The following is a 23,072-nucleotide window of genomic DNA, read 5'->3' on the forward strand; positions in this document are numbered from 1 at the left end:
AAAATAAACAAACGTCAGCTGGCTTCTGAAGCCAGCTGACGTTTTTAGTATTTAGATAAATCAGTAAAGTAAGCTAGTTGCCATTTTTGTGTTTTTTTGGCGGTTTGATTAAGATTTTGGCACCAAGAAGGATAAAAACGGGACGCCATTTTGCCTTTTTGTTGGTGCGTTTTGAGAATTTTTTGTTGGATTAAACATTCTTTTGGCAGAAGAAAGAGACCTTGCTTTTCTTGATCAGCAATGACAATTGCTAACATTTCAGGGGCTTCCGTAGCATCAAAGGCTTCGTTCTGATTTTGTTGATTTTTTTCCCAGAAGGCTGCAAAATAGCCTTCTTTTTTCGGCGTTTTTTTGGCTAAGCGACTGCGGATAAGTTGTTGCGATTCATTAACTTGACATAAAAAGCTTTCATATTCGGCATTTTGTTTTTCTTCGGAAAGCAGGGTGATTGCGCCCACTGCTTTTTCAAGTATTGGCAATGAATTCATAGGGAATGTCCTTTCTTTTCGTTTAATGTCGGTAAGAGTTCTTGGATAATGGTTAATCCTTTCGCCAATACCTCAAGCTGATTGGAGGCCAAGGAAATTCGTAAAAAAGCATCTGGCTGATTTTGCACAGTAAAGCGGCTCGAGTGAAAAAGACGTACCCCATTTTGGAGAAATTCTTGTTCAATTTGCGGCGCCGTTTTTTCGGTAGAAAGGGGAATAGTTCGATAGTACGGCAAAGGATTGCTAGGTCTAGCTAACCCAAAAATGGTATCAAATAAGTCATTGGCTTGTTTTGTTAAAGCCAATTTTTCTATCACTAATTCTTCTGCAACTGGTGAGCGTAAGACTTGGGTGACAATTTCAGCATCAAAGCCAGAAGTTTTAACGTTAATGTTAAAAATCGCACGCTCTATTTCTTGGCGAAGAAGCGGAGGGAAAACAAGGTACGCAATGCGTAAGCCTGTACAGACAAACTTTGTCATCCCCGCTAAGTAAATCGTTTGTTGAGGTAAGAGTTCTTGAAACGTTGGTAAAACTGCTTGCTGTGCATAAGTTGTTAAAAAAGAATGAATGTCATCTTCAATTACCCATAAGTGTTCTTGCTGAATGATTTCAGCTAAAGTCATTCGGCGGGCGCTAGACATTTGGAAACCAATCGGGTTATTACATGCGGGCATTAAGAAAATACCGTGTATTTTTTTCTTTTTGCATTCTTGCAGTAAATGCTCTGGGTCCATCCCCTCGGAATCATAGCCAATCGGGACGATTTCTAAATGATAAAGCTGGGCGAGTTCAATAAAATTTGAATACGTGTATCGATCTACGGCAATCCGCTGACCTGGAGAAAAAGCGGCGGCTAACGTCACGGCCAGCCCATTCTGGACACCAGATACAATGGCAACTTCTTCGGCATTGGTTCGAACGCCTTGTGTCTGAAGCCATTCGGCAGCGGTTGCTCGTTGAAAGTGCGTACCTAAAGGATCGCGATAATTTAGCAAACTGTTAAGGGCCGCATTTTTACTAACGGATTCAATAAAAGGTAAAATCCGCTGATTACACATATCAAAGGAACTAACCAGCCCTAAATCAATTAGATGGTCCGCTACTTGGTTGGTAGAGATTGTAATTGAGTGAAACGCGTTGGGAGAAACGAAAGTGCCGCTACCGATGTTGGTATAAAGTAAGCCTTTTTCCATAGCGTGTTTATAGGCTTGACCAATCGTCGTGAAATTCAGATCCAAGTAATCAGCTAATTCTCTTTGCGAAGGCAATTTCACATTTTTTTGAAGCGCACCAGATAAGATATCCGCTTCTAATTGTTGAACCAATGATTGGTAATAAGGTCTTGTTAAACGTTCTTTAACGGGGCGCCATGACAACGCATAGTTCTCATAGGAATTAATCGGCATGAGGGGAACTTCCTTTCTATAAAATTGTATTCCATACAATTATAGCATTGAGTGTATTGTTTGTCTGGTTTATGATAGCGCAAAGGGAGGAATTCAGATGGACATTATTTCTTATGAGAGGGTTATTCAACAATTGTCGTTTTCCGAAGCAATTCAAGTGATGAAACGTTGCTTTGCAGAGTTGCAAAAAGGAAAAATTTCGCAAAGTGAGCGCCATGTAGAGGTTTTACCAGATGGGGAAAATCAGAATCTTTTTGCATTAATGCCTGCTTACTTAGGAAAAAATCGCTTTTTTGGGGCAAAAATCATTACAGCTTTTCCAGAAAATCCACAAAAAAATTTGGCCTCGCATCTTGGTCAAATTTTATTGTTTGATAGTTCTACTGGAAGACCAGTCGCGATGATGGACGCCAATGCGATTACGTGGCTTCGCACGGCAGCTGTTTCTGCTTTGGCAACCGATTATTTAGCAGCTCCAAAGGCAAAAAGTATCGCTTTGATTGGTGCAGGTCAACAAGCTTCATCTCATCTCGCAGCGCTACAAAGCGTTCGGGCGATTGAAAAGGTTTTTATATATGACCGCACAGCAGAACGCGCACGAAAATTAATCGCTAAGCAACAGCACAATTACCCCGAATGTACCTTTATTGGTTGTTCTTCTGTCCAAGAAGCCGTCCAGGAAGCGGAAATTATCTGTACACTAACTTCCAGTCAGGACGCATTTTTAGAAGAAAAAGACGTTTTGCCGAATGCCCATATCAATGCGATTGGCACATTCACGCCGACTTCCAGAGAATTAACAAGCGACCTTGTTAAAAACAGTCAAGTGTTTGTAGATGAGTACGCGGCTGCATTAAAAGAAAGCGGGGATCTTTTAATTCCGATTTCAGAAGGTGCCTTTTCAGCTGAAAAAATTGTAGGTTCTCTCGGCGAATTAGTCACTGGCAAAGTTAAACTAAAGGCGGAGCAGAAAGGCCGCACGATTTTTGATGCGGTTGGCTTAGCAGTTGAGGATTTGTGTTGCGCGGAATACATTTATCAAAAAATACAAGGAGAGAAATAAAATGAGTTACCCCTATTATATTGTCGATGCTTTTGCGGAGGAAGTTTTTAAAGGCAATCCCGCCGCTGTTTATGTTTTGGAAAAGTGGTTGCCAGAAGCGGTGATGCAAAACATTGCGATTGAAAATAATTTGTCAGAGACTGCTTTTACGGTCAAGGAGGGACAAAGTTACGCCCTGCGCTGGTTTACGCCGGAACGAGAAATCGATCTCTGTGGACATGCTACATTAGCGACGGCTTTTGTGTTATTTAACTATTATTCCGTTGCGGAAGAAACACTCCACTTTACTAGCCAAAGTGGACCGCTCGCAGTGACCAAAAAAGAGGAATACTATTATCTAGATTTTCCTTATATCCTACCGGAAAGGATTCCAATTTTGCCAGAGTATGAAGCCGCTTTAGGCACGAAAATTTATGAAGCTTATTTGGGTCGCGATTTATTTTTTGTCTTAAAAGACGAAGAGACAGTGGCAAAAATCACACCAGATTTTTCTGCATTAAAAGCATTGGATTTAGGAGTAGGAGTCATTGTAACGGCATCAGGAGACTCGGTGGATTTTGTTTCACGAACTTTTTTCCCGAAACTAAGAATTAACGAAGACCCAGTTTGTGGTTCTGCGCACGCCAATTTAATTCCTTATTGGGGAAAACGGCTCAATCAAACGACCCTTTCGGCCTATCAAGTGTCCCCAAGAGGCGGCTTTTTAACTTGTGAAGTGAAAGAAAATCGAGTCATTATTGGTGGCACTGCTAAACTATTTGCAAAAGGAGAAGCTTACTTGCCTGTATAAAAAGTACACCGTCCGCTAGCAATTCGTCGTTAGCGGTCGGTGTACTTTTTAAATAGAATAGTTGCGAGAAACAAAGGGAACTTCTTCACCATTTTCGAGCTGATTTAGGTACAAGGCTAACATGAAAAAGTAACCTGAGAGTAAGTTGACTACATCATACAGCTGCGGATCAATTTTTTTACCACCATAGTCCATGCGATAAAGTAAACGAACAATATCTTTGGCTTTGGCTCTTAAAATGTGTGCATAAGAGGAACAGATTGTGCCCATCGGTAAAACAAAAGGACGATTTTCTTCGTATGTCAGTTCATTCATAGCATTGACACGTTCCAAAAGCCAGGCTATTTCGTCCTCTGTGACTGTTAATTTTGTTCGGGTCGTTGGATTGACATGGTAGATTAACTCGCAAATTTTGGCTAGTTCTTCTGTTAGTGCAGGCTGTTCAGGGACGTCTAATTGTTGCACATATCCTCGTAGAAGACCTGTCATCGAGGCCAATTCATCAGTCATTAATTCAAAATCACATCGTAAATCTTCTGGTTTAGAAGATAGATACGGGTACGCTTCATACGGACTGCGGTACATTTTTTCCATTCAATTTCCCTACTTTCTAAAAATAAAAAGCCCTCAAAAAGAATGCACGAAAGCCAATCTTTTTGAGCGCCGTTGCTCGACTGTTCACAGTACACCATTGTACTTGCTAAGGTAATCATAGCCAAGAGTGAAGGGAGAGTCAAGGGGGGAATGAATATGAGATAACTTTATTGATTTATTTTTTGCTTAATATAATCAATCACATCTTTCTTTTGTTCTTTAGCATCTGATATATATTCCTTTAGTTCTTTATCCGTAATTGTTGAACTGTTAATTCCTTGTTCATACAATTGTCGTCTAGTTTTTGAAACATCATCTGTTGGATTCAATTCTCTATTCTTTAAATTCTCGGTTGTTTCAATTGTTATAGATGATGTAGAAGTTGGTGTTGTGTCCGGATTACTACTATCTTTTTTAGAAGACTGGGTAGTTTGCTGTTTAGTTGATACTTCAGTAGATGAAGAATCTCTATTTTTTTCCACAGTATTATTACTACATGCCGTTAAAAATAAGGCTAACAATAGTACAATAAGTTTTTTTTTCATTATATCCTCCTATAAAATAACGAAACATGGTCGGCCTTCTGTCCAATCAATTGGATCATTTGACGGGGTATTCCAAAGTGCTTGTGTTGACACCCAACCTGAGTAAAACTGGCGACCATACGGATCATAGGTTAAAGTGTAACCATTTTTGTACTCATGAACGACAATAGCATGTCCAATCCCAACATTTTGATATAAAATAACGGGATATCCTTCAGAAAGATAGGCGTTTAATGTAGCTACATCATTAATAACTTTGATCGAACGGCCATATGATTGAGCTGTTATCACTAAATCAGTTGCAGAAGCGCCAAAGTATCTTTGATTTAACCCGCCATAAGAAGCCATTCTTGTTGCAACACTGACAGGATTTACATTATAACCGTAAGAGCCTCTTAAAATCATAGATAAACTTGTTGGAACACATCCTGCTGCGCCAATGGTATAGTTTCCGATATAAGTATTCATCCATTGTGGGTCACGTTGAGAATAATAATAAGGTTTTTTCTTTAATCTTTCTGCACGTAATCTGTTTGCTATCTCTGCTGGTGTGCGAGCTTCATCGCCAACTAAAAAGGCTTTTCCAGATCCTTTAGGAGCAGTTTCACCTTTTCTAACTATTTTGATTTGAATAGCTTCCAAATGTTTAGAGGCAGATTGACTTCCAGCTGAGGCACCATTAGCTGCCCAATTCAACCAACCTTTATCTTGGATATGGACACGGTAATAGACATCATAATATCTTGAAACATCACCGGCCAGTTTGATTTTAATGGCTTCTAATTGTAAATTTTTTCCAGTTGTGCCAGATAATGCCCCATTAGCTTTATAAGCTTGCCATCCGATATTTTGGATGTGCGTAGAGTATTCTATATTTCCAGCTAGAGCAGCATCACTCAGGTTGATTTTGATTGCTTCCAGTTGTAAATTTTTCCCACTTGTACCAGCTATTTCACCATTCTTGACAACCCCTTGCCAACCAATATTTTGCACGTGTGTTTGATAGTTGACAGTTGGTTTGATTTCATCTGGACGTTTTGCTTCATTTCCAACTAAAAAGGCTTTTCCATTTCCTTTAGGAGCAGTTTCGCCCTTTCTAACTACTTTGATTTGGATAGCTTCTAAATGTTTAGATGCAGCTTGACTTCCAGCTGGGGCGCCATTAGCTGCCCAATTTAACCAACCTTTATCTTGGATATGCACTCGATAATAGACATCATAATATCTTGAAACATCACCGGCCAGTTTAATTTTAATAGCTTCTAATTGTAAATTTTTTCCAGTTGTGCCAGATAATGCCCCATTGGCTTTATAATCTTGCCATCCGATATTTTGGATGTGCGTAGAGTATTCTATATTTCCAGCTAGAGCAGCATCACTCAGGTTGATTTTGATTGCTTCCAGTTGTAAATTTTTCCCACTTGTACCAGCTATTTCGCCATTCTTGACAACCCCTTGCCAACCAATATTTTGCACGTGTGTTTGATAATTGACAGTTGGTTTGATTTCATCTGGACGTTTTGCTTCATTTCCAACTAAAAAGGCTTTTCCATTTCCTTCAGGTGCCGCTTCGCCCTTCTTCACTAATTTAATTTGAATGGCTTCTAATCTTTTAGCGGCGCTTTGACTACCTGCGGACTCACTGTTTTTTGCCCAATTCAACCAACCTTTATCTTCTATATGCACACGATAATAAACATCATATGCGTTAGCTATTTCTCCAGTTAAGCGAATTTGAATCGCTTCGAGCCGCAAAGACTTTCCGCTTGTACCAGACAATTGATTATCTTTCACATATCCTTGCCACCCAATTTCTTGGACATGTGTTCTATATTCTACAGATCCAGCCAAATCTGAATTTGAAATATTCATTTTAATTCCTTCAAGACGTAAAGAGCGTCTGCTAGTCCCAGATATTTCCCCGTTTTTGACAACCCCTTGCCATCCGATGTCTTGGATATGTGTCTGATAATTAATATCAGGAACTTTTTCTTCTGCTTTTGCCGGTGCTACAGGTGTGTCCTCATTACTTTGTGATGTTTCCAAAGTAGTTTCAGTATCGTCGCTACTATTTTCTGTATCATTAACAGTTGTTACTTCTGATGTAGAAACTTCAGTGGTAGAATCGGAGGTTGAGGAAGTGGAAGTTGTTTCTGTTTCCTCTTGAGAATTTATGATGCTTGGGTTCATTTCTTCAGTGACACCGCTACTCATTTGTTGCTCCGTTAGAGATGTTTCTGAAGCCACCGTTTCTTCAGTAGTTCCCTTAGAGTGTTCTGAAGCGTAAGCAGAAATAGGGGTAACGAGAAATCCCGACAACAAAAAGGCTAACATAGAACTAGTTATAACACTTTTTTTCATTAATTTACTCCTTCATAGCTTATTTATTATTTATAGTATACGACAACGTCAAAGGCCAAACAAGAACGTCTTGTTTTTATAAGAACAATGGTGAAAAAGTGTCTATAAAATGACTGAAAAAATTACCAGAAGTAAACCAATCAATAAACTGACAAGACCAGAGATTTGACCTAATCGTTGTTGGGTAGAAGAAGGCTGGTCGGTAACTGTGAGCAAACTTGAGAAAAAGTTCATTTTTTTCACGAGTATTAAATACGCAACAATAAGCAAAAGAATACCCGAAAAAAGGTACGATAGGGCCTCAGAAATAACTTTTTGGGCACGAAGTAAAAAAATTCCTATGAAGAGGACAACAAAACCATACTTAAGAAAAGTTTCTTTTGACATGTTGAAATCGCTTCCTTTTAATTGATGAATTTTATTAATAGTCACTATTCTTATGATTAAATTATAGGACTTTGAGGGCGGTGGAGCAAAGGAAAAATGGAGAATGGTGGGAGGAAAGTGTGACCAATAAAAAATAAACCCGCTAGAAAACCTATTTTATAGGTTTTCTAGCGGGTTTATTTTTATTCCCACTCCACAGTTGCAGGTGGTTTTGAAGTAATATCGTACACGATACGGTTTACATGTGCAACTTCGTTCACGATGCGCACAGAGATTTTTTGTAAAACATCCCAAGGGATACGGGCAAAGTCAGCGGTCATGCCGTCGATAGAAGTCACAGCACGGATACCGACTGTGTAATCGTAGGTACGGCCATCGCCCATAACACCTACTGAGCGGATGCCAGGTAAGACAGTAAAGTACTGCCAAATGTCACGATCTAAGCCAGCTGCTGCGATTTCTTCACGTAGGATAGCATCTGAATCACGAACTATTTGTAATTTATCTTCTGTAATTTCACCAAGCACACGAATACCTAATCCTGGTCCTGGGAATGGTTGGCGCCAAACGATTGCATCAGGCATGCCAAGTTCAGTTCCTAAGGCACGAACTTCGTCTTTGAATAATGTATTTAAAGGTTCAATTAATTCAAATTGCATGTCTTCAGGAAGACCACCAACGTTGTGATGTGATTTAATTGTTTGCGCAGTTTCTGTACCAGATTCGATGACGTCTGTGTAAAGAGTTCCTTGTGCTAGGAATGAAACGCCTTCTTCCCCAGCAAGTTTAGTTGCTTCGTCATCAAAAACATACACAAATTCGTTACCGATGATTTTACGTTTTTGTTCAGGGTCAGAAACGCCTGCTAATTTACTTAAGAAGCGTTCTTTCGCATCTACTTTAATAATGTTTAAGCCAAATTTACCGCCTAAACTTTCCATTACTTGTTCTGCTTCACCTTTACGTAATAATCCATGGTCAACGAAGATACAAGTTAATTGGTCGCCAATGGCTTTTTGTAAAAGCACGCCGACAACACTTGAGTCAACGCCACCTGATAAACCAAGTAAGACTTTTTTATCGCCTACTTGTTCACGGATTTTAGCGACTTCCATATCGATGAAGTTTTCCATGCTCCAGTCACCAGTACAGCCACACACATCAAAAGCAAAGTGACGTAATAAGTCGTTACCATATTCTGAATGACGAACTTCTGGGTGAAATTGTACGCCGTAGAATTTGCGGTTGGCATCTTCGATAGAAGCGATTGGACAATCATTGCTTGTCCCAACTTTTTCGAATCCAGGAGCGATTTCTGTTACTAAATCACCGTGGCTCATCCAAACGGTTTGTTTCGCAGGTGTTCCTTGGAATAATGTCGCATCACCAAGGATTTCTAATTCTGCTTTTCCGTATTCACGGTTTGCGGCAGGTTCTACTTTTCCGCCTAAGTTATGAGTCATTAATTGCATACCGTAGCAGATGCCAAGAATGGGAATTCCTAACTCATAAATTTCTGGATCAATGCTAAAAGCATCTTTGTCATACACGCTGTTTGGTCCACCTGAGAAGATGATTCCTTTAGGCGCGATTTTGCGAATTTCTTCTGCCGTAGTTCGGTGGCTTAATAACTCAGAGAATACGCCAAATTCACGAATACGACGAGTAATCAATTGGTTAAACTGACTACCAAAGTCTAAAACAATAATTTTTTCGACAGATGTCAAATCGGCAACGTTAGTCACGTCTATTACCCCTTATCCATTTAAATTTATCTAAAGAAAAGGCGGTTAAAAAGTGGTCAGCACCAAGAATTAAGAAAGGATTTTCAAAAATTGTTTTACGATTTTTAGAAAATTTTGGCTTAATTCCGCAGGGGCTACTTTTAAACAGCCGAGAATCAGGCGGTTAAAAAGTGGTTCACTTTTGTTCCGTACTCTTCTTTGTCTAGCTATACTTATTAAAACATTTTACTCCTTGAAAGTCATGCATTCTGCTGAAAATTTTCAAGGATATTTCTACAAAAGATACAGGATATTTCTTAGCTCGTCAACCCTTAATATTTACGTAGATAGATTTGGTCAATCAAATGATTTTCCGTTTTATGCAAAATAATGTCCGCACGTCCGCGCGTTGGCAAGATATATTCCTCCAAGTTCGGCAAGTTCACGGTTTTCCAAACATTCCGTGCCATGGCGAAAGCATCTTCTCGTTTGCCAATTGCATATTGGTAATAATAATTATTAGGATCTAAGAAAGCCGTATCTAATAAGGCCCCAAAACGTTCTAGGTACCATTTTTCAATTAAGGCTGGATCGGCATCCACAAAAATAGAAAAATCAAAAAAATCACTCACATAAATTTGTTGATTGGCGGGTAACTGTAATGTGTTAATGCCTTCAACAATCAGAATATCTGGTTGTTGAATCAACTCATATTCGCCTTCGATAACATCGTAGACACTGTGAGAATAGACGGGTGCTTTAATTTCGTCTTTGCCGCTTTTGACTTCGTTTAAGAAATTAATTAGCTTCTCCATGTCATAACTTTCAGGAAACCCTTTTCGGTCCATAATTCCCTGTTCTTCTAACACTTTATTGGGATACAAAAATCCATCCGTTGTAATGAGTTGAACGTTTCTTCGTTTAAACGTTCGGGCCAGAATTCTTTGCAAAAGACGAGCGGTGGTGCTTTTACCAACGGCGACACTGCCGGCAATTCCAATGATGAATGGTGGTACAGAGACATATTCATGTAGGAATAATCCTTTGCTAAGTGTTAGCGATTCAAATTCTTTCATGTACAAATGAATAAGATGCGTTAAGGGTACATAAATTTCTTGTACATCTTTTAGTGAAATTTGGTCGTTCACACTTTTAATGTTATCCAATTCTGCTTCGGTTAACGGTGCTTTGCCGTCATGATAAAACCCATGCCATTCTTCTCTGGAAATTGGGTAGTAATTCATTTTATCGTCCATTGTTCCTCCACCAAACCCTGTTCAATCTTTGTACATTTTACCATAATTTCACAAGGGAAACACAGGATTTTACAAAAGAATTCCCTTCTTCGCCAATTTATGATGAAAATGGTATCATGAAAAGAGAAAACTGTTAGAAAAGAGGGGAAAAGCCATGAGAAAAATTGTATTATTTGGTGATAGCATTACTGCTGGTTATTTAGACGAAGCCGTCTCACCTGTTCTTGTTGACTTAGTGAAACGGGATATTGCTGCGATGGGTCTAGAAGAAGTGGCCGTCATTAATGCTGGAATGCCTGGCGATACAACAGAGGATGGTTTAAAACGATTAAATAAAGAAGTACTAATTGAGAAACCTGATGAAGTGGTGATTTTCTTTGGCGCCAATGATGCGTCACTGGATCGAAATATAACAGTAGCCACGTTTAGAGAAAACCTTGAAACAATGATTCACGAAATTGGTTCAGAAAAGGTGATTTTAATTACGCCACCATATGCGGATAGTGGCAGACGTCCAGAACGGCCACAAACGCGTATCAAGGAATTGGTCAAGGTTGCACAAGAAGTCGGAGCGGCACATAACCTGCCAGTTATTGATTTGTATAAAGCGATGACTGTTTATCCTGGAACGGATGAATTTTTACAAGCGGATGGTTTGCATTTTTCACAAGTGGGCTATGAATTATTAGGTGCCTTGATTGTTCGAGAAATAAAAGGTAGACTAAAACCAAAACAAGCATAGATAGGAAGAACAAAATGGCGAATCATTATTATACAGAAAATCCAGAATTAGCACATGATTTAGAAAGCTGGTCTTTTCCATTACGTGGTCGGACCTTTCAGTTTACGACCGATAGCGGGGTCTTCTCAAGAGGAACAGTGGATTATGGTTCTCGTGTGTTGATTGATGCCTTTGAATGGGAAAATTTACCAGCAGGCCGTTTGTTAGATGTTGGTTGTGGCTATGGACCAATTGGGTTGTCCTTAGCAGCAGCGACTGGTCGACTGGTGGAAATGGTGGATGTCAACCAACGGGCAGTTTGGCTAGCTCAAATGAACGCCCAACGCAACCAAATTACTACTGTGGATATCCATTCTTCCAATGTGTATGAAACCTTAAACGAAACGACCTACGCGGCGATTGTTAGCAATCCGCCCATTCGTGCAGGCAAAAAAGTTGTCCATGGCATTTTAACAGGGGCTTTTCCGTTGTTGAAAGTTGGTGGCACACTAACGGTAGTTATTCAAAAGAAACAAGGTGCACCTAGTGCAGAAAAGAAAATGGCTGAAGTATTTGGCAATGTTGAAATTGTGACAAAAGACAAAGGCTATTATATTTTACGAAGTGTTAAAGAAGCAGAGTAAAAAAGAACCTCCACTTTAGTGGAGGTTCTTTTTTAGAATAGATATGCTTGATCAATTTTTTGGTTCAACAGTTTTTTTTCGTCTGGCGATAAAAAAGCACCTGCAAGCGCATTTTTAGTGAGTTGCTTCATTTCGTCATAACTTAATTGATACCAAGTGGCCAATTTCATGAATTCCTTCGTTAACGTAGTATCTGAAACAGTGCGATTATCGGTATTGATGCAGACGGCTAAGCCAGCCTCTATAAATTGTTGAAAAGGGTATTCAGCCAATGTTTTGACGGTGCCTGTTTGGAAGTTGCTAGTTGGACACATTTCTAAAAGAACCTTTTTTTCTTTTAAGAGCGCCAAGTATTCGGGTGTATCTTTCAAAGCAATACCGTGACCAATCCGAGTAGCACCTAAAGTGACAGCATCAGCGACATTTTTGCCACAGCCGCATTCCCCAGCGTGGAGTGTTAATGGAATTGACAATTGGTTGGCTAAAGCTAATACGTCTTCAAATGTGTATGGAGGAAAATCGACTTCATTGCCAGCTAAATCAAAGCCGACAACGCCTGTCTCTCTGAAATCATGCGCTAAGTGAACGATTTTTTCTATGGCTTGTTGTTGGTCATGCCGCATGCCGCATAACAGTGCATTGCTTTTTACACCAAAATCTTCTTCGCCTTGTTTTAAGCCAGTTAAAACAGCGGTCACGATTTCAGGTAACCGTAAGCCTTTTTCTGTATGTTGCGAAGGCGCAAAACGCACCTCTATGTATGCCACGCCATCTTCGGCAGCTTGGCTAATCACGTCATACGCCGCTGCTTGCAAAGCTTCAGCTGTTTGTAGACAGGTTAGCACAAAGTCAAACCGAGTTAAATAATCATTCAAATCGGTGCATTTTTCAGGGGCAACCACTAACTCTTTCAAGGCTTGTTCGTCTTGGGGTAATGGAATGTTTTGTTTTTCAGCAATGGTGCGTAAAGTTGTTGGTCGAATCGACCCATCTAAGTGACAGTGCAGCTCGATTTTTGGTAATTGACGGACACGGGATTCTTCCATGAAAAAAATAGCCTCCATTTTCTTTTGTTTTTTAATCTTTTTAGTCTATTTCTTTTGTCTTTTTTTTGTTAAAATATAAAAGATTCGATAAGTATTTTGAAGACTGTAACACGTCTACAAATGTCTGTCAATGCAAAAGGAGACGTTGGGAGGGGCGCGATGAAACTAACGATTAAAGAAATTGCTGATATGGCTGGTGTTTCTGTCACAACCGTCTCACAAATTCTGAATAATAAAGGGAGTCGTTTCAGTGAAAAAACCCGCAACAAGGTGTTGGCGGTAGTTGCTGAAAATCATTACAAACCAGATTACTTTGCTTCGAATGTAATCAACCGTCATTCCAAAACCATTGGTATGATTGTGCCAGATGTGACGGATTTCTTTTTCTCAAAAGTGATTGAAGGTGTGGAAACATATTTAAATTCGTTAGGCTACATGATTTTGTTATGCAATTCAAAGCATGATTCCGAGCAAGCGATGCAATATGTTAGCGAGTTGATTCATCGGTCGGTGGATGGCATTATTTTTGCCACGCCGAATGTTTTGCCAGAAAATCATATTTTAAAAGACCGACGAGAACATCCGATTCCTGTCATTCTTGTCGATCGTGGGATTAATCCACGAGATAGTGGACGATTAATCGTTAAAGAGTACGAAGGTGCTTATCAAGCGGTCCATCATTTGATTCAACAAGGGCATCAGCATATTGGCATGTTGCGTGAAAGTGCCGGCTATTATCGTTTGACGGAACGAGTGACGGCGTATCAGCATGCGTTACAGGACAACAATTTACCTTTTCGTCCGCATTATGTTTGTGCTGGGGAATTGAACTTGCATGGCGGCTATGCTGCGGCGAAAGAAGTTTTGAAAAATGAAGAAATCACAGCAATTTTTTGTGGCAATGATGAAATGGCGATGGGGGCCTATCAAGCCATTGAAGAAGCGGGCAAGAAAATTCCTGACGATATTTCGGTGGTTGGTTTTGATGGCTTGGAAATTTCCGAATATTTGGTGCCGAGTTTAACAACCGTCTATCAGCCGAGTTTTGATATTGGCTATTATGCAGCAAAATTTTTGGTGGAAGCTATTGCAGATCCAACAGGGAAAGTTCCAAATAAAGTTTTTGATGCGACGTTTATTGCTAGAAAAAGCACAAAACCGATTTAAAAAACAGCTTAGAAATGGAATGTTCGTGTTGTTTGCGTTTTCAAAAGAAAAAAATAATAGTAAACTGGTTTACTAAATGGTTTAAAGCTGAACGATTTTGTTGTATAATACATTATCGGGAAATCGGAGGGAACGAATTCATGAGAATGGTAGACATTATTGAAAAGAAACGTGACGGGCATCAACTAACAAGCGAAGAAATTCAATTTATTATCAACGGATACACAGATGGTTCAATTCCAGATTATCAGGTAAGTGCCTTTTTAATGGCTGTTTTTTACCAAGATATGACAGACGAAGAAATTACACAAATGACGTTAGCAATGGTCCATTCAGGCGAAATTGTGGATCTTTCTTCTATAGAAGGAATCAAAGTCGACAAGCATTCTACAGGTGGCGTAGGCGACACTACGACGCTTATTTTAGCGCCATTAGTTGCTAGTGTCGGGGTCAATGTAGCAAAAATGTCTGGTCGTGGCTTAGGCTACACGGGCGGTACGTTGGATAAATTAGAAGCGATTCCTGGTTTTAAAGTTGAATTGACAGAAGAACGTTTTATTCAATTGGTCAACGATACAAAAGTGGCAGTGATTGGTCAGTCAGGTGATCTAGCACCAGCAGACAAAAAACTTTATGCGTTACGTGATGTGACCGCCACTGTTGACTCAATTCCATTAATTGCAAGTTCCATTATGAGTAAAAAAATTGCCGCAGGGGCAGATGCGATTGTCTTAGACGTGACTACTGGTGAAGGGGCCTTTATGAAAGACCTAGCAAGTGCTCGTCGATTAGCGGAAACAATGGTTCGTATTGGGAAACTGGCAAATCGCCAAACGATGGCAGTAATTTCAGACATGTCACAACCTTTAGGGGAGGCCATCGGAAATAGTTTAGAAATCGTTGAAGCAATCGAGACCTTGCAAGGAAATGGGCCAGAAGATTTAGTGGAGATGTGCTATGTCTTAGGAAGTCAGATGGTCGTTTTAGCTAAAAAAGCCGAGACGTTAGACGAAGCACGGGCTTTATTAGAAGAAGCTTTAACAAGCGGTCGAGCGCTCGCAAAATTTAAAGAAATGATTGAAAATCAAGGCGGCGACAGTTCCGTTGTTGACCAGCCAGAAAAATTATTAACCGCAACTTATCAATTTGATTTACCTGCCAAAGAAACAGGCGTGGTACAAAAAATCGTTGCCAATGAAATTGGCGTTGCCGCAATGTTACTGGGCGCTGGTCGGGCTACGAAAGAAGATACGATTGATTTTGCAGTTGGCTTGAAACTTCACAAAAAAGTGGGGAGCCCAGTTGAAAAAGGCGAATCATTATTGACCATTTACGCCAATCGTGAAGACGTGACAGAAGTTGAACAATTGCTTTATAAAAACATTGAAATTGGACCAACCGGCGAAGAGCCTATTTTGATTCACGATATTATTACGGAATAAAACAAAAAGAAAAGAGGAATTCTCATCATGGAATTAAACCGCATGATTGACCACACTATTTTGAAACCAGAAGCGACAGAAGCCGCTGTCCAAAAAATTATTGACGAAGCTAAGGAGTACAACTTCTTCTCTGTATGTATCAATCCTTGTTGGGTCGCTTTTGCTAGCGAGCAATTAGCATATACCGACGTCGCTGTGTGTACCGTTATTGGCTTTCCTTTGGGGGCAAATACACCAGAAGTTAAAGCATACGAAGCAGCTGATGCAATTAAAAATGGTGCGAATGAAGTGGATATGGTGATTAATATTGGTGCATTAAAATCACAACAATACGATTACGTACGTCAAGACATTCAAGGCGTAGTAGATGCAGCCAAAGGAAAAGCGTTAGTCAAAGTGATTATTGAAACAGCATTATTAACAGACGAAGAAAAAGTTAAAGCTTGTGAATTAGCCAAAGAAGCAGGTGCCGATTTCGTTAAAACATCTACTGGCTTCTCAACAGGCGGCGCTAAAGTAGCAGACATTCGTTTAATGCGTGAGACAGTTGGTCCTGACATGGGCGTTAAGGCTTCTGGTGGCGTGCATAATGCAGAAGAAGCGTTAGCAATGATTGAAGCTGGGGCAACACGCATCGGTGCAAGTACGGGTGTAGCAATTGTTTCTGGCGCAACTGGCGAAGGGTATTAATTCGTATTTCAAATTAAACGAAGGTGTGGCGAAAAAGATGACAGTAAAACAAGAATGGCTTGATTGTGCCGTAGAAGCATTGGCACACGCCTATGTACCGTATTCTAACTTTCCTGTGGGCGCTTGCTTAGTGACTGCAGACGGGAAAATGTATCAAGGAGTCAACATTGAAAATGCCTCCTTTGGTTTAACAAATTGTGCAGAAAGAACGGCGATTTTTAAAGCCATTTCAGAAGATGAACGGACCTTCCAACATTTAGTTGTAGCAGGTAATACAGAGGCACCCATTTCTCCATGTGGCGCTTGTCGTCAAGTAATGGCTGAATTCTTTGATCCACAAATGCCGGTCACGCTAGTTGGTAAAGATGGCGCGACTAAAACAATGACAGTTGAGGCATTATTGCCCTATTCATTTACAGATAAAGATTTTTAAAAAAAGGACATAAGGTTTCGTTGGGCTCAAAGTAGATTTCAATAGCATAAATGCGAATGAAATAATAGATAAAATAGTAGGGGGCTTTTCGGAAAGTGAAACAAGCAAAATTTTTAGGTCTAGGATTGGCAGCAGTTGCCTTAACCATTGGGTTAGCTGCATGTGGCGGCAATAGCAAAAAGAACGCCAACACAAAAGGTGATCCACAACATAGTGTCGTAATGGTCACAGATACAGCCGGCATTGATGACAAATCTTTTAACCAATCTGCGTGGGAAGGAATGCAAGAGTGGGGCAAAGAGCACAAACTTCCAGAAGGACCTCAAGGGTATGCGTATATTCAATCAAATGAAGCATCTGATTATACATCAAACATTGACCAAGCCATTTCAAGTCAATTTAAAACGATTTTTGGCATTGGGTATTTACTAAAAAATGCAGTAGTAGATGCAGCGGACGCCAACCCAGAAACGAATTTCGTTCTAATCGACGATACAGTTAATGGGAAAAACAACGTCGCTTCTGCAACATTTAGAGATAATGAATCTGCGTATTTAGCAGGTGTGGCAGCAGCTAACACTACGAAAACCAACAAAGTAGGATTTATTGGCGGGGTTGAAGGACCCGTTATTGGCCGTTTCCAAGCTGGTTTTGAAAAAGGTGTAGCAGACGCTGGCAAAAAATTAGGCAAAGATATTCAAATTACGTCTACTTATGCAGGGACATTTGCAGACGCTTCAAAAGGACGGGCCTTAGCTTCTTCTATGTATCAAGCAGGTGCCGACATTATTTATCACGCAGCGGCGACTACAGGACAAGGAATCTTCCAAGAAGCCAAAGCGCTAAATGAAACAGGTTCAAAAGATAAAGTTTGGGTGATTGGTGTTGACCGTGACCAAAACGAAGACGGTAAATATACAACCAAAGATGGCAAGGATGATAACTTAACGTTAGCTTCAACCATTAAAGGTGTAAATATTGCTGTGAAAAAAATCTCTGATCTTGCATTAGAAGATAAATTCCCTGGCGGCGAACATTTAACTTATGGATTGAAAGATGGCGGTGTTGATTTAACAACAGAAGCCCTAAGCGATCAAGCCAAAACGGCAGTTAAAGAAGCCAAAGAACAAATCATCTCTGGTGACGTAAAAGTCCCAGACCAACCTTAGAAACAACTTAGTTGTTTAAATACATTAAACTATTTTTAGGAGGCTTTACAGAAATGAAAAAAGCAAAATTATTCGGTTTTAGTTTGATTGCATTAGGTTTATCAGTTTCACTTGCAGCATGTGGTGGTGGCAAAGGCAAAACCGCTGAAAGCGGCGGTGGCAAAGGGGATGCAGCGCATAGTGCTGTAATCATTACAGATACAGGCGGCGTGGATGACAAGTCGTTCAACCAATCTTCTTGGGAAGGATTGCAAGCTTGGGGTAAAGAACATGATTTACCAGAAGGTTCAAAAGGGTATGCATATATTCAATCGAATGATGCAGCTGACTATACAACCAATATTGACCAAGCGGTATCAAGTAAATTCAACACAATCTTTGGTATTGGCTACTTGCTAAAAGATGCAATTTCTTCTGCAGCAGATGCCAACCCTGATACAAACTTTGTTTTAATCGATGATCAAATCGATGGCAAAAAGAATGTCGTTTCTGCAACATTTAGAGATAATGAAGCAGCTTACTTAGCCGGTGTTGCTGCTGCAAATGAAACAAAAACGAACAAAGTCGGTTTTGTTGGTGGTGAAGAAGGGGTCGTAATTGACCGTTTCCAAGCTGGTTTTGAAAAAGGTGTGGCTGATGCTGCGAAAGAATTAGGTAAAGAAATTACTGTTGATACAAAATATGCGGCTTCATTTGCTGATCCTGCCAAAGGGAAAGCTTTAGCTGCTGCAATGTACCAAAATGGCGTTGATATCATCTTCCATGCTTCTGGTGCTACTGGACAAGGGGTCTTCCAAGAAGCAAAAGACTTGAATGAATCAGGTTCTGGCGACAAAGTTTGGGTAATCGGTGTTGACCGTGATCAAGATGCTGATGGCAAGTACAAAACAAAAGACGGCAAAGAAGACAACTTCACGTTAACTTCAACCCTTAAAGGTGTCGGCACAGCGGTTCAAGATATTGCCAACCGTGCGTTAGAAGACAAATTCCCTGGTGGCGAACATTTAGTTTATGGATTAAAAGATGGTGGCGTTGACTTAACAGACGGCTATTTAAACGACAAAACAAAAGAAGCTGTTAAAACAGCAAAAGATAAAGTAATCTCAGGTGACGTAAAAGTCCCAGAAAAACCAGAATAATTTAAGCTCCTAAATGAAGAAAGAAGGGCTCATTATTGTTCCTTCTAAAAATAAAGTGGTCCTTGGCAGCGACGGCTGCCAAGGAAACCCTTTATGATGTTTGGATTTTTAACTAAATAGTTGAGGTTCTTCAACTACTTAGTTAAGGGTCAAAATTACCCTCTAAAGTATTGCCAATATAATTTTGTTAGGAAGTGAATAGACCTTGTCTCAAGAAGAAAACGTAATTGAGATGCGTAAAATCACCAAAGAATTTGGGACGTTCAAAGCCAACGACCAAATTGATTTACAAGTAAAACCTGGTGAAATCCACGCACTGCTAGGTGAAAATGGTGCAGGCAAGTCGACCTTGATGAATATCTTATCAGGGCTATTGGAACCGACCTCAGGTGAGATTTATATGAATGGCGAAAAAGTCAACATTACAAGTCCTACTGCAGCCAATCGTTTAGGAATCGGAATGGTCCATCAGCATTTTATGTTAGTTGAAGCCTTTACTGTGACTGAAAATATTATCTTAGGTAGTGAACCTACCCATGGCGGTATTTTAGACCGGAAAAAAGCGAAAAAAGAGATTGAAGAAGTGTCTAAGCAATACGGGTTGGATGTAAATCCCAATGCCTATATTCGCGATATTTCTGTGGGTATGCAACAACGGGTTGAAATTTTAAAGACCTTATATCGCGGTGCGAACGTTTTAATTTTTGACGAACCAACCGCAGTATTAACGCCACAAGAAATTGATGAATTAATGATTATTTTGAAAGAACTAACCGATGAAGGCAAATCGATCATTTTAATTACACATAAGTTAGATGAAATTAAAAAAGTGGCAGACCGTTGTACGGTCATTCGCCGGGGGCAAAGTATTGGCACTGTCAATGTGAAAGATGTTTCTTCGCAACAGTTAGCCGATATGATGGTGGGTCGTTCTGTTTCCTTCAAAACAGAGAAAAAACCAGCGCAACCGAAAGAAACAATTTTATCAATTAAAGATTTAGTAGTGAAAGAAAGCCGCGGCTTAGATGCAGTGAAAAATCTTAGCTTAGATGTCCGAGCAGGGGAAGTTGTTGGAATTGCGGGGATTGATGGCAATGGACAAACAGAATTAATCCAAGCCTTAGCAGGATTAACCAAAGTCGAAAACGGGTCCATTCATTTGAATGAAAAAGAGATTACTAATCGCAAACCTCGGGAAATTACGGAAATGGGTGTCGCCCACGTTCCTGAAGACCGACATAAATATGGCTTGGTATTAGAGATGACATTGGCTGAAAATATTGGCCTACAAACGTATTACCAAAAACCATACAGTTCAACAGGTATTTTAAACTATCGAATGATTAACAAACACGCCCGTGAATTAATTGAAGAATATGATGTACGGACTCCTAATGAACTAGTACCAGCTCGGGCGCTTTCAGGTGGGAATCAGCAAAAAGCGATTATTGCCCGAGAAGTGGACCGCGATCCAGATTTGTTGATTGTTTCTCAACCAACACGCGGTTTAGATGTCGGAGCTATTGAATACATTCATCGTCGACTAATTGAACAAAGAGATAAAAATAAAGCTGTTTTATTAGTAAGTTTTGAATTAGATGAAATTTTAAACGTTTCTGATCGTATCGCTGTTATTCATGCGGGGGAAATTGTCGGAATTGTTGATCCGAAAGAAACGACAGAAAATGAATTGGGCTTGTTAATGGCTGGCTACTCATTGGAAGAAGCCCGTGCTGAGTTATCAAAAGTAGAGGCAGGTGAAACTGTTGAATAATCGTTCTGAAAAAATAAGAAATATTTTAGTCCCTGTGTTATCTGTTATTATGGGTTTCCTCTTAGGGGCAATTATTATGGTTATCTTTGGCTATGACCCAGTGGCTGGGTATCAAGCGATGTTTGAAACAGCTTTCCAAGGAAAGAAAAGTATTGGTGAGATTTTTGTCACCGCAGCACCGTTGATTTTTACCGCTTTAGGATTCTCGGTGGCTAATTCGGCTGGATTCTTTAATATCGGGCTTTCTGGACAAGCCTTATGTGGTTGGGTGGCTAGTATTTGGGTCGCTTTATCCATGCCTGATGCACCCCGGATGATTGCGTTGCCGGTGGCGATTATTGTTGGCGCGGTTGCAGGAGCTTTAGCAGCAGCCATTCCAGGTTTCTTGCGTGCCTATTTTGGGACGAGTGAAGTTATTGTTACAATTATGTTGAATTATATTTTATTGTACACAGGAAATCATATTGCTAATAATGTCATGAAACCAAGTATTATGGCGAACAAAGGGATCACCAAAATGATTGGTGCGAATGCATCATTACGCTCACCGTTTTTAACAAGTATCAGTGATGGCTCTCGTTTGAACATCGGCATTTTCTTGGCCTTCATTTTCCTTATCCTTGTGTGGTTTTTGATGAAAAAAACAACGCTTGGCTTTGAAATTCGGTCGGTGGGGTTAAACCCATTTGCTTCTGAGTATGCTGGAATGAGCAGCAAGCGAACAATTATTTTATCTATGATGATTTCAGGAACGCTAGCTGGCTTAGGTGGTGCGGTCCAAGGATTGGGAACTTTCCAAAACTTCTTTATTCAAAACACATCGTTGAGCATTGGGTTCGATGGTATGGCCGTGTCTCTATTAGGAGCAGGTAGCTCAATCGGGATTTTACTTTCCGCATTACTGTTCGGGATGTTAAAACTTGGTGGACAAGGGATGCCGTTGATAGCTGGTGTACCAACCGAATTAGTTGATGTTGTTATTGCAGCGATTATTTTCTTTGTGGGAATTAGTTATTTAATTCGTTTCTTGTTAGCAAAAGCGTCTGGTAGTAAAAAAGAAGTAGCGATTGTAGAAACAATTGAAGCGGCGCCAGACAAAAACAATCAAGAGGGGGGAGACATCTAATGGATTTAGCAACAATTTCCTCAATCATCACGCAAACATTAGTGTATGCAACTCCGCTCATCTTGACAGCATTAGGCGGAACGTTCTCAGAACGAAGTGGTGTGGTTAACGTTGGTTTGGAAGGTATTATGGTAATGGGCGCTTTCAGTTCGGTCGTTTTTAACTTGACGTTTGCTGATACATTTGGCGCGGCGACACCATGGATTGCTTGTTTAGTAGGAGGCGTTGTCGGGATTGTCTTTTCTCTCTTACATGCCGTTGCAACTATTAACTTACGAGCAGATCATATTATCAGTGGTACTGTCATTAACTTGATGGCACCGGCGCTAGGGGTTTTCCTAGTAAAAGTTATTTATCAAAAAGGACAAACAGATATGATTACACAATCATTTGGTTATTTTTCTTTCCCAGGATTGTCAAAAATTCCAGTGATTGGTGAACTATTCTTTGCAAAAACCTCTTTACCAGCTTTCGTAGCAATTTTGATTGCGATTTTAGCTTGGTTTGTCATTTATAAAACACGTTTTGGCTTACGGTTACGTTCTGTGGGAGAACATCCACAAGCGGCAGATACATTGGGAATTAATGTCTACTTAATGCGTTATTCTGGCGTCTTGTTATCCGGCTTTTTAGGCGGTATGGGCGGAGCTGTCTTTGCTCAAAGTATTGCGGGTCGTTTTGGGATTACCACAATTGCAGGACAAGGGTTTATTTCAATGGCCGCAATGATCTTTGGTAAATGGAATCCACTTGGGGCAATGGGCGCAGCCTTATTCTTTGGCTTTGCACAAAACTTAAGTATTGCTGGGGAAAACTTACCAATTATTTCAGAAATTCCAAAAGTTTATCTACAAGCAGCGCCATACGTATTGACCATTTTAGTCCTAGTTGTGTTCTTCGGAAAATCATCGGGACCAAAAGCGAACGGGAAAAATTACGTCAAAACGAAATAAGAAAAGAAATAGGCCCTCCGTCAAAGCGACGGGGGGCCATTTCTTTTCTTAGGATAATCAGTTGAACACAAGCGACATTAGGCACTGCTTCACTGCAAAAAAGCGAGTTGATAAAGATAACTTTACTTTTTTCTTTTGGCTGTTTTTTACA

Annotated in this window: 22 protein-coding genes; 13 read left to right on the forward strand and 9 right to left on the reverse strand. The window is 40.1% G+C overall.

Annotation, left to right across the window (positions count from 1 at the left end):
• Positions 1-44: 44 nt before the first annotated feature.
• Positions 45-488, reverse strand: a complete 444-nt coding sequence (locus IGJ20_RS00565) for a MepB family protein (protein ID WP_202522270.1) — start codon at positions 486-488, stop codon at positions 45-47.
• On the reverse strand, positions 485-1,897 hold the full coding sequence (locus IGJ20_RS00570; RefSeq protein WP_002373794.1) for a PLP-dependent aminotransferase family protein: 1,413 nt from the start codon (positions 1,895-1,897) through the stop codon (positions 485-487). The genes IGJ20_RS00565 and IGJ20_RS00570 overlap by 4 nt, the downstream gene beginning before the upstream one ends.
• 97 nt (positions 1,898-1,994) lie before the next feature.
• On the opposite strand from IGJ20_RS00570, the gene IGJ20_RS00575 reads away from it, so the two are divergent.
• Both IGJ20_RS00575 and IGJ20_RS00580 read left to right on the forward strand, forming a co-directional pair.
• A complete protein-coding gene (locus IGJ20_RS00575; protein ID WP_002363484.1) occupies positions 1,995-2,960 on the forward strand; it encodes an ornithine cyclodeaminase family protein in 966 nt (321 codons plus the stop codon).
• A 1-nt stretch (position 2,961) separates the two neighbouring features.
• Positions 2,962-3,750, forward strand: coding sequence for a PhzF family phenazine biosynthesis protein (locus IGJ20_RS00580; protein ID WP_002356143.1), 789 nt, complete (start codon positions 2,962-2,964; stop codon positions 3,748-3,750).
• Between the two features lie 48 nt (positions 3,751-3,798).
• Here the strand turns inward: IGJ20_RS00580 and IGJ20_RS00585 are convergent, their stop codons facing one another.
• The 6 genes from IGJ20_RS00585 to coaA all read right to left on the reverse strand — a co-directional run bounded on the left by IGJ20_RS00585 (position 3,799) and on the right by coaA (position 10,617).
• The gene (locus tag IGJ20_RS00585; RefSeq protein WP_002387479.1) at positions 3,799-4,344 is read right to left on the reverse strand and encodes an ATP:cob(I)alamin adenosyltransferase; all 546 of its coding nucleotides are present in this window, start codon (positions 4,342-4,344) and stop codon (positions 3,799-3,801) included.
• Between the two features lie 167 nt (positions 4,345-4,511).
• Complete coding sequence (locus IGJ20_RS00590; protein WP_202522271.1) at positions 4,512-4,889, reverse strand: hypothetical protein; 378 nt, start codon at positions 4,887-4,889, stop codon at positions 4,512-4,514.
• Positions 4,890-4,898: 9 nt separating this feature from the next.
• Positions 4,899-7,250, reverse strand: coding sequence for a C39 family peptidase (locus tag IGJ20_RS00595; RefSeq protein WP_202522272.1), 2,352 nt, complete (start codon positions 7,248-7,250; stop codon positions 4,899-4,901).
• A gap of 102 nt (positions 7,251-7,352) precedes the next feature.
• The gene (locus IGJ20_RS00600; protein ID WP_430605246.1) at positions 7,353-7,682 is read right to left on the reverse strand and encodes a hypothetical protein; all 330 of its coding nucleotides are present in this window, start codon (positions 7,680-7,682) and stop codon (positions 7,353-7,355) included.
• A 137-nt stretch (positions 7,683-7,819) separates the two neighbouring features.
• Positions 7,820-9,382: a glutamine-hydrolyzing GMP synthase gene (guaA, locus tag IGJ20_RS00605; RefSeq protein WP_002356158.1), complete on the reverse strand. Its 1,563-nt coding sequence runs from the start codon at positions 9,380-9,382 to the stop codon at positions 7,820-7,822.
• Positions 9,383-9,693: 311 nt separating this feature from the next.
• The gene (gene coaA / locus IGJ20_RS00610; protein ID WP_002356160.1) at positions 9,694-10,617 is read right to left on the reverse strand and encodes a type I pantothenate kinase; all 924 of its coding nucleotides are present in this window, start codon (positions 10,615-10,617) and stop codon (positions 9,694-9,696) included.
• 154 nt (positions 10,618-10,771) lie between these two features.
• Here coaA and IGJ20_RS00615 point away from each other — a divergent pair, with 154 nt between their 5' ends.
• Together IGJ20_RS00615 and IGJ20_RS00620 are read left to right on the forward strand one after the other, a co-directional pair.
• Positions 10,772-11,359 (forward strand): SGNH/GDSL hydrolase family protein, encoded by a 588-nt coding sequence (locus tag IGJ20_RS00615; RefSeq protein WP_002356161.1) that lies wholly within the window; start codon positions 10,772-10,774, stop codon positions 11,357-11,359.
• Positions 11,360-11,373: 14 nt separating this feature from the next.
• Positions 11,374-11,982, forward strand: a complete 609-nt coding sequence (locus tag IGJ20_RS00620; RefSeq protein WP_010821277.1) for a class I SAM-dependent methyltransferase — start codon at positions 11,374-11,376, stop codon at positions 11,980-11,982.
• Positions 11,983-12,014: 32 nt separating this feature from the next.
• Here the strand turns inward: IGJ20_RS00620 and add are convergent, their stop codons facing one another.
• Entirely contained in the window at positions 12,015-13,046 is a 1,032-nt protein-coding gene (gene add, locus IGJ20_RS00625) for an adenosine deaminase (protein WP_002356163.1), read from the reverse strand.
• Between the two features lie 141 nt (positions 13,047-13,187).
• On the opposite strand from add, the gene IGJ20_RS00630 reads away from it, so the two are divergent.
• The 9 genes from IGJ20_RS00630 (at position 13,188) to IGJ20_RS00670 (ending at position 22,921) form a co-directional block, all read left to right on the forward strand.
• The gene (locus tag IGJ20_RS00630) at positions 13,188-14,195 is read left to right on the forward strand and encodes a substrate-binding domain-containing protein (protein ID WP_002356164.1); all 1,008 of its coding nucleotides are present in this window, start codon (positions 13,188-13,190) and stop codon (positions 14,193-14,195) included.
• A gap of 140 nt (positions 14,196-14,335) precedes the next feature.
• A complete protein-coding gene (locus tag IGJ20_RS00635) occupies positions 14,336-15,637 on the forward strand; it encodes a pyrimidine-nucleoside phosphorylase (protein WP_002356165.1) in 1,302 nt (433 codons plus the stop codon).
• A gap of 27 nt (positions 15,638-15,664) precedes the next feature.
• Positions 15,665-16,327 (forward strand): deoxyribose-phosphate aldolase, encoded by a 663-nt coding sequence (gene deoC, locus IGJ20_RS00640; protein ID WP_010821278.1) that lies wholly within the window; start codon positions 15,665-15,667, stop codon positions 16,325-16,327.
• Complete coding sequence (locus IGJ20_RS00645) at positions 16,296-16,760, forward strand: cytidine deaminase (protein WP_002387503.1); 465 nt, start codon at positions 16,296-16,298, stop codon at positions 16,758-16,760. The genes deoC and IGJ20_RS00645 overlap by 32 nt, the downstream gene beginning before the upstream one ends.
• A gap of 95 nt (positions 16,761-16,855) precedes the next feature.
• The gene (locus IGJ20_RS00650) at positions 16,856-17,929 is read left to right on the forward strand and encodes a BMP family lipoprotein (RefSeq protein ID WP_002356168.1); all 1,074 of its coding nucleotides are present in this window, start codon (positions 16,856-16,858) and stop codon (positions 17,927-17,929) included.
• 53 nt (positions 17,930-17,982) lie between these two features.
• On the forward strand, positions 17,983-19,068 hold the full coding sequence (locus IGJ20_RS00655) for a BMP family lipoprotein (RefSeq protein WP_002356169.1): 1,086 nt from the start codon (positions 17,983-17,985) through the stop codon (positions 19,066-19,068).
• 205 nt (positions 19,069-19,273) lie between these two features.
• Positions 19,274-20,842 (forward strand): ABC transporter ATP-binding protein, encoded by a 1,569-nt coding sequence (locus IGJ20_RS00660; RefSeq protein WP_002381361.1) that lies wholly within the window; start codon positions 19,274-19,276, stop codon positions 20,840-20,842.
• Positions 20,835-21,968 (forward strand): ABC transporter permease, encoded by a 1,134-nt coding sequence (locus IGJ20_RS00665; protein ID WP_002356171.1) that lies wholly within the window; start codon positions 20,835-20,837, stop codon positions 21,966-21,968. The genes IGJ20_RS00660 and IGJ20_RS00665 overlap by 8 nt, the downstream gene beginning before the upstream one ends.
• A complete protein-coding gene (locus tag IGJ20_RS00670) occupies positions 21,968-22,921 on the forward strand; it encodes an ABC transporter permease (protein ID WP_002356172.1) in 954 nt (317 codons plus the stop codon). Before IGJ20_RS00665 ends, IGJ20_RS00670 begins: the two co-directional genes overlap by 1 nt.
• Positions 22,922-23,072: the final 151 nt, after the last annotated feature.

Source organism: Enterococcus sp. DIV0294, from assembly GCF_050558155.1.
Taxonomy (GTDB): Bacteria; Bacillota; Bacilli; order Lactobacillales; family Enterococcaceae; genus Enterococcus; species Enterococcus faecalis.